Raw genomic sequence first — 14,347 nt, 5'->3', positions numbered from 1 at the left:
ATTGCGCCGCAAATTCGGGAGCGGTTCTCCGACTCTCCCGAATGCCCTGGACGTGGGGGCCGCCTTCAATACGCAGTCGGCACCGGCCGGGGACCCGGACCTCGCCACGTCACCGGCATTTCGAGGACCCCAAGCCCGGCTACGTCGCCGACTGGCCCGACCTGCCCGACTGGCAAAAGGAGACCGACGCCGACATCTTCGAGGCCATCGAGGACACCTCGAAGTAGCCGGGTATCCGCAGGAGGCCCGGCTTCGTGATGGGCGTCGCCGTCTCAGCAGCCCCCTGAACTCCGCCCCGGACGAAACCGGGGGCCGAACGAGGCTAGCCCGCGCAGAGCGTGAACCGGATAGCAGCAGGGCGGCGCCGTCGACGAGCTCGGGGTGGTCTGGCCGCCCGGGTAGCGGTCGAGGGAGCTTCATGTGCAGGAGCCGGGCACACGGCCTTGCGCGGACACTCTTGGGGCGGCGCCACATCCACGTCAGTCGCGCGTTACCTGATTGAGCAGAGCGCCATAGGCCGGACAGCGAGCGAGCAGGTCCTGGTGGTGTCCCACGTCAAGGATTCGGCCTGCCTCGAGGAGTACGACGGTGTCCGCACCGGCGAGGGTGGAGGGGCGGTGGGCGACGACGAGGGTGGTACGGCCGGTGCGGGCCGCGCGAAGGGCGCGGTCGACCTCGGCCTCGCTTTCCGCGTCCAGGTTGGACACCGCCTCGTCGAGCACGAGGACGGGCGTGTCGGCGAGCAGGGCGCGGGCGATGGCGATGCGCTGGCGCTGCCCGCCGGAGAGTTGGGCGCCGCGTTCTCCGGCCGGGGTGTCGTAGCCATGAGGGAGGTCGTGGGTGATGAAGTCGTGGGCATGGGCTGCCCGTGCGGCGGCTTCCACCTCGGCGTCGCCGGCGTCCGGCCGGGCGAAGCGGATGTTGTCGCGGATCGTCAGGTTGAACAGGTACGTATCCTGGGGGACGGCGGCGATGAGGCGCTGGAGCTGGGCCAGGGGCAGGTCGCGCAGGTCGTGGCCGCCGATGGTGATCGCGCCGTCGGCCGGGTCCCAGTGGCGTTGGAGGAGTGAGGCGCAGGTGCTCTTGCCCGCGCCGGAGTGTCCTGCGATGGCCACCGTGGCGCCGGCGGGGATCGTGAAGGTGATGTCGCTGATCGCGTCGGGCAGTTCTGGGCGGTAGCGGAAGCGGACGTCGTGGAAGGTGACGGTGGGATCGATGGTCGCCGTGGGGACGGGTTCCGCGGTGGCCCGGTCGGTGACGTCCGGCTGGGCGGTGACGATGTCGGTGAGGCGGACGGCTGCGGCGCGGACGGAGGCGAGTTCGCGCCAGGTGTCGACGAGGGTGAGCAGCGGGAGGAAGGCGAAGGCTCCGAGGACCGCCGCGAGCGGTACCTGATCGGCCTGCAGCGTTCCGGTGTCCACGAGAGTCAGTGCGGTGAGCAGGACGGCGATGAGGCCCGCGGCGGCGATGGTGTCCCCGGCGGCCTTCTCCACGCCGCCGCGTGAACGGTGGGCGCGGGTGGCCTGGCCGAGTCGTTCGGTGGCCGTGCGCAGGCGCTCTGCCTGGTGCTGCTCGCGGGAGAAGACAAGTGTTTCGGCCAGGCCCTGGACGGCGTCGACCGTTTCGGCGGCGGCTTCACCGGTGGCTTCGCGCATGCGGCGGGCCTGGTCCGCGGAGCGGCGGCGCAGCCAGAAGGGGACGGTGGCCATCAGGACGACGGCGGGGAGCAGGGCGACGCCGAGCAGCGGGTCCAGGGCGAAGGCGGCGATCAGGCAGGCAGGTGGGACGGAGGCGGCGACGATGAGCGGGCTGAGGCTGTGCGCGAAGAACAGCTCCAGCAGCTCGATGTCGGCCATGGCGGTGGCGCCGATGTCGCCGGAGCGGCGGCGCAGCAGGTAGCCGGGGGTGAGGGCGGTCAGGGCTCGGTAGCACCGGTCGCGGAGTTCGGCCAGGACACGGAAGGCGAGGTCGTGGGCAAGGTAGGACTCGGCCCACGCGGCAAGGACCTTCGGAGTCACGAGCACGGCCAGGAGGACGAGTTCGGCGGTCAGTTCGCCGGGTGCGGTGCCGGAGAGGGCCTGACCGATCACATGTGCGCCGAGGAGGGCGGCGGCCAGGGCGAGTGCCTGGTCGAGCAGTCCGCAGGCGATGGCCCCGGCGAGACGTGCCTTGTGCGGGCGCAGCAGGGGCCGCAGGGGCGAGCCGTGGCCAGGAGCTGGTGGGGTGGCCGGCGTGGCAGGAGCGTGGTCGGTGAGGGTCATGGGGCGGCTCCCTCCCGCTGGCGGGCGACGAGGCGGGCGTAGGCGCCGCCTTCGGCGAGGAGTCGGTGGGGCGCTCCGGCCTCGGCCACGCGTCCGTCGATGAGGACGACGAGGTGGTCGGCGTCGGCGACGGTGGACAGACGGTGGGCGATCACCAGGACGGTGCGGCCCTCGCGCAGTTGGTCCAGGGCGTCCACGACGGCGCGTTCGGCGGCGATGTCCACGCTGGAGGTGGCCTCGTCGAGGATGAGCAGGGGTGTGTCGGCGAGCAGGGCGCGGGCGATGGCGAGGCGTTGGCGCTGGCCGCCGGACAGGCGCAGGCCGCGTTCGCCGATGACTGTGTCGTAGCCGTCGGGCAGGGCGGTGATGAAGTCGTGGGCGTGCGCGGCGCGGGCGGCCTTCTCGATGTCGGTGGCGTGTGCGTCGGCGCGGCCGAAGGCGATGTTGTCGCGGACGGTGCCGTGGAAGAGGAACACCTCCTGGGAGACGACAGCGATCCGTGCGTGCCAGTCGGTCAGCGGCATGTCGCGCAGGTCCACGCCGTCGGCGGTGATCCGGCCGCCCGCGCCCGGGTCGGCGAACCGCAGGAGCAGGCGGGCCAGTGTGGACTTGCCGGCGCCGGAGGGGCCGACCACGGCGGTGGTGGTGCCGGCTTCGAGGGTGAGGCTGATGTCGTCGACGGCGGGGTGTTCCTGGCCGGGGTAGGTGTAGCCGACGTGGTCGAAGACCACCTGGGGCGGGGCGCCCGAGTCTGTCGGACGGGCCGTGCCGGTGTCGGGGACGGTTGGTTTCTCGGCGAGCAGTTCACGGATGGCCTCGTGGGCGGGCAGCGCCGCCTGGCCCGCGTGGAAGGCGGCCATCAGCTCGGTGACCGGGCGGAATGCTTCGCGGGAGAGCAGGAGTACGGCGAAGACAGCGCTGAGGGACAGATCGCCGGCGGCGTACTCCCAGGCGGCCATGCCGACCGCGGCGGAGGTGCCGAGGGCGGCGAAGAAGCCGACGAAGCCCGCTGAGATCGTGGCGATCTGGGTGAATCGGAGCGAGGAGCGGTAGAAGTCCCAGGCGGTGCGGGACAGTCGGGTGCCGAAGTGGTCGTGGGCGGCGACGGCCTTGAGGGCGGGCAGGCCCTGGACGGCGTCGAGGTAGTCGGCGCTCAGGCCGCGCCAGCCCCGCATGTAGTCGGTGAGCATCCGCCGCATGCGGTGACGCAGCAGCCGGGGGACCACTGCGGCGAAGATGGCGGTGGCGGCGACGAGCGCTGCCACCGGCGGGTCGATCACCGCGAGGACGGCGACGATCCCGAGTCCGCCGATGACCGAGACGAGGACCTGTGGCAGAAAGATACTGACGAACCGGTCGAGGGCCTCGACGCTGTCCTGGAGCGTGGTCAGGAGCGCGCCGGTGCGCTGCCGGGTCACGTGGCCGGGTCCCAGGGTGAGCAAGTGACGGTACAGGCGCAGCCGCAGGTGGGTCTTGACCTGTTCGGCGGCACGGGCGGCGGCGACCTCGCGGGCCCAGATGAGGACGGCGCGTACGGCGACGAGGGCGAGCGCGCCGCAGCATGCCCAGACGGCCCCGTTCAGGTCGTGGCGCAGTCCTCGGGCCACGGCCAGGGTGAGCAGCAGGCTCTGGCCCACATAGCACCCGGACACTCCGACACCGGCGGCCACACTCGCCAGAAGCGGGCGGCGTCCGGGCCGCGCGTACGGGAGCAGTGAGGTCAGCACGCGGGCTCCTCCTGGGCGGTGGTCGGCGACCCGACGGCATCCAGGGGCTCGCACCACAGGGCGGACTCCCCCGGCGATATCTCCACCTGTCGTGCCTTCACACCGAACACCTCGGCCATCAGCGGCGGTTGGAGCACCTCACGCGGCGGCCCCGCGGCCACGACCGTCCCGGCGGCCAGCACACAGAGCCGGTCGCAGTAGCGCAGTGCCAGGTCGAGATCGTGCACGGCGAGGACCGTGGTGACGCCCAAGCCGCGGATCATGCGCAGGCACTCCAACTGGTGCCGTATGTCCAGGTGGTTGAGGGGTTCGTCGAGGACGAGGACACGGGGCTGCTGGGCCAGGGCGCGGGCCAGCAGGACGCGCTGGCGTTCGCCGCCGGACAGAGTGGCGATGTCCCGGTCCGCCAGAGCCGACGCACCGACCCTGGCCAGTGCCTCCTCGGCGATCCAGTGGTCGTGTGCGCCCGGGTTCTGCCAGGCGGTGAGGTGGGCGGTGCGGCCCAGGAGAACCACGCGGCGCACGCGCAGCCCGCTGACCGGTTCGGACTCCTGCGGCAGGGCGGCGGTGTGCCGGGCGGAGGTGGCGGGGTCCATGGCCAGCAGGTCCGCGCCGTCGACCCTGAGGGTTCCGGTGTCGGGCACCAGGGCCCGGTACAGGCAGCGCAGCAGGGTGCTCTTGCCCGCGCCGTTGGGACCGACGACGCCGAGCACCTCGCCGGGCTCCACATGGAGGTCGACGCCGTGCAGGACGGGGATGCCGGACAGGCGTGCGCCGAGTCCGCCGATCGTCACCTCGGCCGCTTCGGACGTGGTCACAGGGCACCACCCCCGCCGGGCCCGGCCAGTGCCCCGCCACGGCGGATCAGCAGCCACAGGAAGACCGGTCCGCCGCACAGCGCCGTCACCACGCCGACGGGCAGTTCGGCCGGCGCGAGGACGAGGCGGGCGACGAGATCGGCCCAGACCAGGAACACCGCGCCGGAGAGCGCCGCGACGGGCAGAACCCGGGCGCTCTCGGCGGAGCGCAGCAGCAGACGGGTGAACAGCGGCATCATCAGGCCGACGAAGCCGATCGCCCCGCTCACGGCCACCATGGCCCCGGTCAGCAGCGAAGTGATCACGAACAGTTCGGTACGGAGCCGGGAGGGGCGCAGTCCCAGGCTCGCGGCGGTCTGCTCGCCGAGCATGAGCGCGTCCAGCATGCGGGCGCGCAGCAGCAGCCAGGGCAGTGCGAGCGCCGTCAGGGCGGCGATCAGGGTCAGCGAGGTCCAGCGGGCTCCGCCGAGCCCGCCCAGCAGCCAGAACAGCACGGACCTGGCAGCCTGGCCTCCGCTGTCGTCACCGACCATCACCAGGACGTTGGTGACGGCCTGCCCGACGAAGGACACCGCGACGCCGGCCAGCAGCAGCCGGGCCGCTCCGGCCCCACGGTGCGCCTGCGCGACGGCGAAGACCACGACGGCGGCGGCCATCGCACCCGCGAAGGCCCCGGCGGACAGGGTGTAGACCCCCGCCAGACCGGCCCCGGCCAGCGTGACGGTCACCGCGCCCACCCCGGCGCCATAGCTGGTGCCCAGCACGAACGGGTCGGCGAGCGGATTGCGCAGCAGCGCCTGCAACACCGTGCCGACCATCGCCAGGCCCGCGCCGACAAGCGCTCCGAGCAGCACACGGGGCAGCCTGATCTGCCACACGATCGTGTCGTAGCGGATGTCCGCGCCGGTCACCTCGTCGCCGCCCAGGTGCGCGGCGACCACCCGGACCAGGGAGCCGACCGGGACCTGAAAGGGGCCGAGGGCGATCCCGGCCACGACCCCGCCGGCCAGCAGGACGATCAGGGCCGGCAGGAACCATCGGGTCGCAGCCCGGCGGACGGTGGGCGGGGGCGTCCGTTCCGCGGTCCCGGCACCGGCCGGGGCCGTGGCGGCCATCGCGCTCCTCACCCCTGTGGGTGAAGCTCGTCGGCGATGTCTGCGGCGACCTCGGGGTTGCGCGGGCTGAGTGCGCCGAGCCCCGTCAGTCCCACGACGAGAAAGCGGTTCTCCTTCACGGCGGTCACATCCCTCAGCACGGGGTCGGACCGCAGCTGCTTGATCTTGTCGCGTGCGGTGTTCCCGGCCGTGAAGTAGTCGACGACGAGGATCACGTCAGGATCGCGGCGTACGACCTCGTCCCAACTGCCCTCACCCCAATCGGACTTCAGGTCGGAGAAGACATTGCGCCCGCCGGCCGTGGTGACCAGCGTGTTGGCCAGGCCCTGCCCGCCTGCCACGGTGGGCGCGGTCTGCCCGGAGTCGAAGACGAGCACGTCGACCGGGTCGGCTCCCTTGACCTGCGCCTTCACTTCCTCCCACTGCTCGGTGAGCCGGGCGTTGAGTTTCCGGGCGGCGTCCGGCTCGCCGAAGAGGGTGCCGAGCGCGGTGACGGTCTCGATGAGGGAGGTGAAGGTGAGCTTCTGCCCCTTGCACTGGATGGTGAACAGGCCGATCCCGGCGGAGCGGAACTGGTCCGGCGGCAGCCCGTTGGCCTCGCTGAACGTCGGCCCGAAACCACCGATGAGCACGTCAGGACCCAGGCCGATCAACGTCTCCTTCGACGGATACGCCTTCTGAGACAGCACGGGCACCTTGCCGTAGGCGGACTTCAGATCGGCCCGTACCGGATTGTCCAGCAGCGAGCTGCCGATCAGCCGGTCGCCCAGCCCCATGGCCAGCACCAGTTCGGTGGCGTGCTGGTTGAGTGTCACGGCGCGCGAGGCGGGCCGCTCCAGCCGTATGTTCTCCCCGCAGCGCTCGATACGGACGTCGGACCCCGACGCCTCGGCCTGCTTCCCGCTTTCACTCGTGCCGGACTCCGCCCCACAGGCCGCGAGCACACCGGCCGTCACCAGGACGGCCGCCAGTCGCCGGACCGTAACTCCTGTCACTCAAGTCCCCCTTATTGCACGGTACTTGCAACAACGAAATCCTTGCAGAAATGTGAAGGGTCAGCCAGAGTGACGGTCGAGGGTCCCCTGTACGGGGGGCCTCCGACCGGGGAAGGAGGGGCAGCATGCAGTACTCCAACGAGGAACTGGCTGAGGTCTTCGAGGTCGAGGAGACCGAAGAGGAGACCGTGGTGAGCGTGGCGCACCACACCTGATCGGCCCAGCCGGCATGAGCCGGGTGCGGGAGCGGCGCCACGCCTGACAGCGTCCGTTCCATGGGCGTCGCCCCGCACCCACCCACAGCACCCGCCTCCGTGCGGGCCATCCGGACCGACGGGGGGAGCGGAACGGTGCTGGTAACCGGCGCCCGAACAGCGGCCAAGGGATACCACCGGGGCACGCACCGGGCGGTGGCACCCGAGGAGACCTGGCAGCGCATCCGGCCCCAGCTCCCGCGGTACGGGGTGACTCGCGTGGCAGACGTGACCGGCCTCGACGACATCGGCATCCCGGTCTTCCAGGCCGTACGACCCGCCTCGCGGACCGTCTCCGTGTCTCAGGGCAAGGGACTCACACCTCATGCGGCGCGTGTGTCGGCCGCGATGGAGGCGATCGAGCTCTGGCACGCCGAGAATCCACCCTCCCCGTCAACACCCCGCGCCGCCGGCTCACTTGACCTGCCCTATCGCCTGGCACAGCTCGATCTCGCCGAGGGATCGCTGCTGCACGAAGGGCTACCGCTGCCCTGGCTGGAAGGCGAGGGCCTGCTGAGCGGTGCGTCGATTCCGGTACCGGAACCGGCCGTCCGCCTCGACCACACCTACCGCGCCGAGTGGACGCCCCCGCTGTTCCGCACCACCAGCAACGGCCTGGCCTCCGGAAACACCCTCGCCGAGGCGACCGCGCACGCCCTTGCGGAACTGTGCGAACGAGACTCCCTGGCCCGGCTGCGTCTCCGGCCGCGCCCCGACTGGTCTCGTCTCGACCTCGGCTCCATAGAGGACCCTGACTGCCGAAGTCTCCTCGAGCTCTATGCCGTAGCCCACGTGTCCGTAGAGGTCGTGGTCGCCGAGCGGCATCCGGCCTGCTTCGAGGCACGCATCCGCTCCGAGGCCCATCCCGTCACCTACACCGGCGCCGGCTGCCACCTCGACCCATCCATCGCCCTGAGCCGCGCGTTGACCGAGGCCGCGCAGAGCCGGCTGACCGCCATCACCGGCGCCCGAGACGACCTCCCACCGCTGCTCTACCAACCCGTGGACGGCCGAAGTCGGGCCTCCGAGGACCTCGGCACACACACGACGACCTGGTGGACGGCCCCGACCTCGGGCGACTTCGACACCGACGTACGCACCCTCGCCACGCTGATCGCCGACCGCACCGGCACCGAGCCCATCCGTGTGACACTGCCCAGCCCAACCGCGATCCCCGTCGTCAAGGTGATCGCCCCCGGCCTGGCCTTCGACGACCGGACCGATGTCAGCGCGAGCACCGGCCGGCCCCGCACGGGCGGCGATACGGCATGAGCGTCACCCACGTCTACGCCGGGCCGTCCCTGGACGCGGCCGCCGTACGGGCCCTGCTGCCGGATGCCGAAGTCCACCCGCCCGTACGGCACGGTGACCTGATGGCGTCTGCGGCCGGACCTGGAGACCGGGTGATCGTCCTGGACGGGCAGTTCTTCCAGTCGGCGTCCGTCCGGCACAAGGAGATCTGCGAGGTCATCGGGCGCGGGGCGGCCGTGTACGGGGCTGCCAGCATGGGCGCGCTGCGGGCGGCGGAACTCGGCCCGTACGGCATGACGGGCAGCGGCGTCGTGCATCGCCTGTACGCCACCGGGCTGATCGAACGCGACGACGAAGTCGCCCTCGTGCACACCGAGCCGGACGCGGGATCCCGTGCGCTGACCGTCGCCCTCGTCTCGGTCCGTGTGGCACTGCGCCGCCAGGTACGGCGCCGGGCCATCACCTCTCACGACGAGCTGTCTCTGCTGGCCGCCGCCGAGCAGTTGCCCTTCACCTCCCGTACCTGGCGGGGCATCTTCCAGCAGGCCGAGACCGTGTCCAGGGAAACGACCGAGACGGTACGCGCGGCCGTGGCCGGTCCCGCGGAGACCTGGGACGTCAAGGCCCAGGACGCCCGTGCCCTGCTCACACGCCTGGCCCGCGATCCGGCGCTGACCGTTCCGCAGCCCGTGCCCGTGCCGACGACCGTCCACATGGAGAACTGGCGGCGCACCGCCGACGCCGACGCCCTCACCCTTCTGACAGCCGCGCAGATCTACGCCGACGACTATCCCGCCCTGCATCAACGGACCGTGCTGCGCCTCCTCACCGGGGCCCAGGAGGAGGACTTCCGGGTGCTGGAGAGTCGCGCGGTCGAGTCCGCGAGGCACCGGGGACTTCTGGCCGCCGACCACGGGCTGTGGCTGGGTGACGAGGAGGCGAAGGCTTCGGACGACGCAGTCCTCGCCCGGGTGTTGGTGCGCTCGTACCGCTGGTCCTGCGGCCTGACACCGATGCCCGTCCTTGCGGAGGCCGTCCGCGCAACCCCTGGCCTGGCCCGCCTGAGAGAGCTGATAGCCGACGCCGAAGTGCTCAACGCACAGCTGACACAGCGCGGTTATCCCCTCCGCAAGGTCTCCCCCACGGCCCTGCACCGGCACTGTCTGCGCCGCTGGAACACCGCCGCGCTCATCCCCGCCCTCTACGACCGTGGATTCACCGGCGTCGACGACCTCACCACCCGGGCCGCGCGCTTCGCCCCGCACCTGGGCCTGACCGATCCGCCTCGTCTGCGGCTGCTGGCCGACTGAACCATGAACAGGAGTGAGCGCCATGGTGCTGCACCGCCTCGTCACCGACACCGACGCCCTGCGGCAAGCCTGGGAGACGAGCCCGCTGCACTCCCGCGACCTGGGCGGCTTCGACGACGTCTTCGGGCTGGAGCCGGCCGAGGACCTCATCGTGAACCGGGGCCTGCGCATCCCCTACATCCGGCTGATGAACAACGGCGGCTACATACCCACGTCCCGCTTCACCCACCGCACCGGCACCGGCGCGGGCCAGGCCAACGGCGTCGCCGACCCGCACGCCGTACTGCGGGAGGTGGAGCGCGGCGCGACCGTGGTCCTGCGCGGCCTGGTGCGCTACAGCCCCGAAGTCGCCGACTTCTGCACGCAGTTGTCGAAGGAGCTGGGCTTCTTCACCTCGGCGGGGGCTTACCTCACTCCCGCGAACTCGCGCGGCGCGGGCCCCCACTACGACCCGATGTCCGTCCTGGTCCGCCAGGTACACGGCGTGAAGCACTGGCGCCTCCAGGCACCGCCCGTGCGATGGCCGCGCACCCTGCCCGCGCCCCGCGAGCAGTACGACACCCCTGTGATCGCCGAACTCGACCTTCACCCCGGCGAATCCCTCTACATTCCGCGCGGCGTCGTCCACGACGCCTGGACCACCGACAGCGAGTCCGTCCACATCACCTTCAGCGGTGACACCCCGCCCATGTGGGCCGATGTCCTGCACGACCTCGTCGACCAGGCCGCGGCAGCGGAGCCCGCCCTGCGCGAGACCTTCCCCTGGCGCTTCGCGGATGCCCCGGACGCCGTCGCCGGGCAGGCCAAGGAACGCCTGGCCCTGCTGCGCGCCTTCCTCGACACCGTCGACACCGACCAGCTGGCCGCCGACATCGTCGACCGCCACGCGACCCTGCCCGACCCCGCACCCCGAGGCCGCCTCACCGCCGCACTGGCCCACACCCACCGCCCGGAGCCGCAGCGGTGACGTCCGCCGACACCCGCTTCAACCGTGTCCTGGCCGCCGCCGCCCTGTCCAACGTCGGCGACGGCATCCGGATGGTGGCCCTGCCACTGCTGGCCGCGGCCACCACCCGGGACGCGTTCGCGGTCAGTGCCCTGACCGCGGTGGCCTTCCTGCCCTGGTTCCTGTTCGGCCTGCCCATCGGCGCCCTCGTCGATCGCAGCCGGCCGGAGCGGTTCATGGTCTGGGCGAACACCGCCCGCACTCTGGTCCTCGCGGCCCTGACCGTAGCGCTCCTGGCCGACCTGCGCTCCATGGCCCTGCTCTACGTGCTGGCCTTCCTGCTCGGCATCGGCGAGGCCGCCTACGACAACGCCGCCCAGTCCCTGGTACCCCGCGTCGTCCCGGACGAGAAGCTGGAGAAGGCCAACAGCGCGCTGATCACGGCCGAGCGCGTGGGCCAGGACTTGGCCGGGCCGGCCCTGGGCGGTGTGCTGTTCGCCCTCTCCCCCGCCCTGCCCTTCGGCTTGAACGCCGTCGCGATGGCCCTCGGCCTGCTGCTGCTCGCCCGCCTGCGCTCCACCCCTCCCGCCCCGGTCGCCGCCGCGTCCGAGGGCAACGTCGTACGCACGGTCGTCACCGACGCCGTGGCCGGCATGCGCTGGCTCTGGCAGGCCAGCTACGTCCGCACGATCGTCCTCGCCGGCACGGCGCTCACCTTCTTCACCATGGCCTGGGAAGCCACTTTGGTCCTGCTGGCCCGCGGCCCGATGGGCGTGTCGGAGACCGGCTACGGCGTGATGCTCGCCGTCGGCGCGATCGGCGGTGTCGCCGGCGCCCTGGTCACGCCCGCACTCGTCCGCCGCTTCGACCGCCGCACCCTCCAGATCGCGGCGATCGGCGTGACCGCCGCCCTCGACCTCGCTCTGGCCGCGTTCCCCACCCCGGCCCTGGCCGCCCTCGCCTGGGGCGGCACGGGCGCCGCCTTCGCAGTATGGAACGTCCTCTCGGTCAGCCTGCGCCAGCGCCTCGTCCCCGCCGGACTGCTCGGCCGCGTCAACAGCGCCAACCGCACCTTCTCGATGGCCGCCGTGCCTCTCGGCGCAGTCACCGGAGGGGCTGTTGCCGACGCCTTCGGGCTGCGCGCGCCGTTGTGGCTGGCCGCCGGCGCCCTGACCGTCCTCACCGTGGCCTACGCCGTACTCACGAGGACCGGCCCCGCCCAGGACCCTTCCCCCGACTCCGAACCCGACAAGGTGGCAGACCGGCAGTGACCACGGCCCACGACGACATCCGGCAGATCTGTCTGCCCCCGTTCCGGCAATTCCTCGACCGTCTGCCCGCCCTGCACGTCACCGGCTTCTACGACGACCCGTTCGAGCCCTACCTGCACCAGCAGAACGCAAGCAAGAGCTGGGACACCGACCACCTCACGGCGATCGCCGGACGGCGAGGGGGTCGCGTGCTCGACATCGGGTGCGGCCGTGGCCGCGTGGCGCTCGCCATGGCCGCGTCGGGGCTGTCCGTCACAGCGGTCGACAGCTCACGCGCGGCGACCACACGACTGGCCGCCCATCTGGTGGCGCACCCCGAACTCGCCGCCCGGACACACGTCGTGCACCAGGACTTCTTCGACGCCGACGGAGATCTGGGCGAGGGGTACGCGACGGCGGTGCTGGGCGACACCTCGGTGAACATGTTCGCCGAAGCCGATTCGCTGGCTGGTCTCCTGCACCGGGTCCGGTCCTTGCTCGCACCGGACGGAGTCTTCTGCTTCTCCGTCCTCACGGAGGCCGCGCTGACGACCTATGCCGGCCGCAACGGTGTCGTGGCCACCGACTTCACCGACGACGAGGGCAGACGCCACTTGCTGTTCGCCGCCCTGCGCCACGACCCGGCCGGCCCGTACTTCTCCCGCACCCTCTTCTTGCCCGACGGGGCCCGTGACGACGGCGAACCCGTCGCGCACCTCGCCGCCGTCCGCGAGCGCCTGTGGACCCGCCGGACGCTTGAACCGCACGCCCACGCAGCGGGATTCGAGGTCGTCGACAGCGTCCCGGCCGTCGCCCGCGACGACAGGACGGGCCGGGTCGACACCCAGGTTCTGGTGCTCACGGCCCGCAGCTGAACAACCCTGGCAACCGAAAGGCTCCCGCGAGTCACGTCCTCGCAGGAGCCTCTCGTTGTGCCGCCTGCAAGTGAAGGTTGAGAAGACGATCACGAGCAGGACGTCTGTGCGAGCGCGGCTACGCCGTCACGGTCACGGCGCCACAGCGCTCACGGCACTCACGGCACTCACGGCGCGAGCAGCAGGCTGTCGCCACGCTCCTTGGCGGCGGCGTAGCGCTTGGCCACGTCCTGCCAGTTGACGACCTTCCACATGGCCTCGATGAAGTCGACCTTCTGGTTCTTGTACTGCAGGTAGAAGGCGTGCTCCCAGGCGTCGAAGACCAGGATCGGGGTGGAGCCCTGGCCGACGTTGCCTTGGTGGTCGTAGATCTGCTCGACGATCAGCCGGCCGCTCAGCGGCTCGTACGCGAGGACGCCCCAACCGGAGCCCTGCGTGGTGGCCGACGCCTTGGTCAGCTGCGCCTTGAAGCCCGCGAAGGAGCCGAAGGACTCGGCGATGGCGTCCGCGAGTTCGCCCACGCCGTCCTTCTCCAGCGGCTCACCGCCGCCGTCGCCGGTCATGTTGTGCCAGTAGATCGAGTGCAGGATGTGCCCGGAGAGGTGGAACGCCAGGTTCTTCTCCAGGCCGTTGATGGAGCCCCAGGTCTCCTTGTCCCGCGCCTCGGCGAGCTGCTCCAGCGTGTCGTTCGCACCCTTCACGTACGCCGCGTGGTGCTTGTCGTGGTGGAGCTCGATGATCTCGGGGCTGATCACCGGAGCGAGCGACGAGTAGTCGTACGGGAGCTCCGGAAGCGAGTAAACCGCCATGTCCAACATCCTCCGCCATAATTGCCACTCATGTGCAACTGCACGCTAACAGCAGGAGAGGCGCGCTGCCGATCAGGCATTGGTCCTAGGTCCGTGGGTCGTGCCGTGGGGAGAGGGCCGGCTCCGGCCGTCGCCAGGAGGGAAGGGCGGTGAACGAGGCCGGGCACCGCGGAGTGCTGCGAGGACAGGGGCTGCGTTGTACGCCCGCCCGGCTACGGGTACTGGCTCTGCTGTCCGCTTCGGCGCGGCACCTTTCCGTCGGGGAAGCCTGCTCGCGCCTGGGGCAAGCCGGAAAGAGCCTCCACACCACGACCGTCTACCGGACTCTGGAGACGCTCACGGCCGCCGGCCTGACCCACGCCGTACCGGGCCCGGGGCCCATCCGCTACGGCATCACCGGAGAGCCGCACCACCACACCGTCTGTCAGCGCTGCGGGTATGTCGCAGCTCTGGCGACCGAGCATCTGTCGGAAGCGGTGGACCGTATCCAGGAACTGACCGGGCTGCGGCCGGACGCCCGGGGGGCACTACTGCTCTACGGCAGGTGCACCGACTGCAGCGTCTGAGGGTGCGGGACGCTCCCCGCTCGGGTACCCATCTCCCGGTTCTTATTGCACACTACTTGCAATAACGTATGTAGTGCAGGAGAGGTGGGCGATGGGTTCTCCGGTCGTGCTCGGCATCGAGTCGTCCTGCGACGAGACGGGTGCGGGCCTGGTCCGAGACGGGCGGCTGC

13 protein-coding genes are annotated in these 14,347 nt (G+C 71.4%); 7 read left to right on the top strand and 6 right to left on the bottom strand.

The window, feature by feature from the left end; all coding sequences use genetic code 11:
• Positions 1–41 precede the first annotated feature (41 nt).
• Positions 42–227: a hypothetical protein gene (locus ACIBK5_RS20570; protein ID WP_399021758.1), complete on the top strand. Its 186-nt coding sequence runs from the start codon at positions 42–44 to the stop codon at positions 225–227.
• A gap of 252 nt (positions 228–479) precedes the next feature.
• Here the strand turns inward: ACIBK5_RS20570 and ACIBK5_RS20565 are convergent, their stop codons facing one another.
• The 5 genes from ACIBK5_RS20565 to ACIBK5_RS20545 are packed head-to-tail and all read right to left on the bottom strand — an operon-like array spanning position 480 to position 6,916.
• Positions 480–2,261: an ABC transporter ATP-binding protein gene (locus ACIBK5_RS20565; RefSeq protein ID WP_399021309.1), complete on the bottom strand. Its 1,782-nt coding sequence runs from the start codon at positions 2,259–2,261 to the stop codon at positions 480–482.
• On the bottom strand, positions 2,258–3,988 hold the full coding sequence (locus ACIBK5_RS20560) for an ABC transporter ATP-binding protein (RefSeq protein WP_399021308.1): 1,731 nt from the start codon (positions 3,986–3,988) through the stop codon (positions 2,258–2,260). The genes ACIBK5_RS20565 and ACIBK5_RS20560 overlap by 4 nt, the downstream gene beginning before the upstream one ends.
• Entirely contained in the window at positions 3,982–4,806 is an 825-nt protein-coding gene (locus ACIBK5_RS20555; RefSeq protein ID WP_399021307.1) for an ABC transporter ATP-binding protein, read from the bottom strand. The genes ACIBK5_RS20560 and ACIBK5_RS20555 overlap by 7 nt, the downstream gene beginning before the upstream one ends.
• Complete coding sequence (locus tag ACIBK5_RS20550) at positions 4,803–5,921, bottom strand: FecCD family ABC transporter permease (RefSeq protein ID WP_399021306.1); 1,119 nt, start codon at positions 5,919–5,921, stop codon at positions 4,803–4,805. The genes ACIBK5_RS20555 and ACIBK5_RS20550 overlap by 4 nt, the downstream gene beginning before the upstream one ends.
• An 8-nt stretch (positions 5,922–5,929) precedes the next feature.
• Positions 5,930–6,916 carry an ABC transporter substrate-binding protein gene (locus tag ACIBK5_RS20545; RefSeq protein ID WP_399021305.1) on the bottom strand — a complete coding sequence of 329 codons (987 nt, stop codon included), beginning with the start codon at positions 6,914–6,916 and terminating at the stop codon, positions 5,930–5,932.
• 275 nt (positions 6,917–7,191) lie between these two features.
• Between ACIBK5_RS20545 and ACIBK5_RS20540 the strand changes: the two genes are divergently transcribed.
• The 5 genes from ACIBK5_RS20540 to ACIBK5_RS20520 are packed head-to-tail and all read left to right on the top strand — an operon-like array spanning position 7,192 to position 12,802.
• Complete coding sequence (locus tag ACIBK5_RS20540; protein ID WP_399021304.1) at positions 7,192–8,442, top strand: YcaO-like family protein; 1,251 nt, start codon at positions 7,192–7,194, stop codon at positions 8,440–8,442.
• Entirely contained in the window at positions 8,439–9,731 is a 1,293-nt protein-coding gene (locus tag ACIBK5_RS20535; RefSeq protein ID WP_399021303.1) for a TfuA-like protein, read from the top strand. The genes ACIBK5_RS20540 and ACIBK5_RS20535 overlap by 4 nt, the downstream gene beginning before the upstream one ends.
• Before the next feature lie 22 nt (positions 9,732–9,753).
• A complete protein-coding gene (locus tag ACIBK5_RS20530) occupies positions 9,754–10,698 on the top strand; it encodes a JmjC domain-containing protein (RefSeq protein ID WP_399021302.1) in 945 nt (314 codons plus the stop codon).
• Positions 10,695–11,948 carry an MFS transporter gene (locus tag ACIBK5_RS20525; protein ID WP_399021301.1) on the top strand — a complete coding sequence of 418 codons (1,254 nt, stop codon included), beginning with the start codon at positions 10,695–10,697 and terminating at the stop codon, positions 11,946–11,948. Before ACIBK5_RS20530 ends, ACIBK5_RS20525 begins: the two co-directional genes overlap by 4 nt.
• Positions 11,945–12,802, top strand: coding sequence for a class I SAM-dependent methyltransferase (locus ACIBK5_RS20520; protein ID WP_399021300.1), 858 nt, complete (start codon positions 11,945–11,947; stop codon positions 12,800–12,802). The genes ACIBK5_RS20525 and ACIBK5_RS20520 overlap by 4 nt, the downstream gene beginning before the upstream one ends.
• Positions 12,803–12,969: 167 nt before the next feature.
• Here ACIBK5_RS20520 and ACIBK5_RS20515 read toward each other — a convergent pair whose 3' ends face one another.
• Positions 12,970–13,611, bottom strand: coding sequence for a superoxide dismutase (locus tag ACIBK5_RS20515; protein ID WP_399021299.1), 642 nt, complete (start codon positions 13,609–13,611; stop codon positions 12,970–12,972).
• A 149-nt stretch (positions 13,612–13,760) separates the two neighbouring features.
• Here ACIBK5_RS20515 and ACIBK5_RS20510 point away from each other — a divergent pair, with 149 nt between their 5' ends.
• Positions 13,761–14,177 carry a Fur family transcriptional regulator gene (locus ACIBK5_RS20510; RefSeq protein ID WP_399021298.1) on the top strand — a complete coding sequence of 139 codons (417 nt, stop codon included), beginning with the start codon at positions 13,761–13,763 and terminating at the stop codon, positions 14,175–14,177.
• The last annotated feature ends 170 nt before the right edge of the window (positions 14,178–14,347 follow it).

Origin of the sequence: Streptomyces sp. NPDC050546, from assembly GCF_044457425.1 — a bacterium.
GTDB lineage: Bacteria > Actinomycetota > Actinomycetes > Streptomycetales > Streptomycetaceae > Streptomyces.
The sequence above is the reverse complement of the archived record's forward strand: the minus strand, read 5'-3'. Positions and strand labels throughout refer to the sequence as shown.

Excerpts from the sequence above, each read along its gene's own strand:
- ACIBK5_RS20570 (WP_399021758.1), top strand. The coding sequence starts at position 42 with ATGCCCTGGACGTGGGGGCCGCCTTCAATACGCAGTCGGCACCGGCCG.
- ACIBK5_RS20565 (WP_399021309.1), bottom strand. The coding sequence starts at position 2,261 with ATGACCCTCACCGACCACGCTCCTGCCACGCCGGCCACCCCACCAGCT.
- ACIBK5_RS20550 (WP_399021306.1), bottom strand. The coding sequence starts at position 5,921 with ATGGCCGCCACGGCCCCGGCCGGTGCCGGGACCGCGGAACGGACGCCC.
- ACIBK5_RS20540 (WP_399021304.1), top strand. The coding sequence starts at position 7,192 with ATGGGCGTCGCCCCGCACCCACCCACAGCACCCGCCTCCGTGCGGGCC.
- ACIBK5_RS20535 (WP_399021303.1), top strand. The coding sequence starts at position 8,439 with ATGAGCGTCACCCACGTCTACGCCGGGCCGTCCCTGGACGCGGCCGCC.
- ACIBK5_RS20530 (WP_399021302.1), top strand. The coding sequence starts at position 9,754 with ATGGTGCTGCACCGCCTCGTCACCGACACCGACGCCCTGCGGCAAGCC.
- ACIBK5_RS20515 (WP_399021299.1), bottom strand. The coding sequence starts at position 13,611 with ATGGCGGTTTACTCGCTTCCGGAGCTCCCGTACGACTACTCGTCGCTC.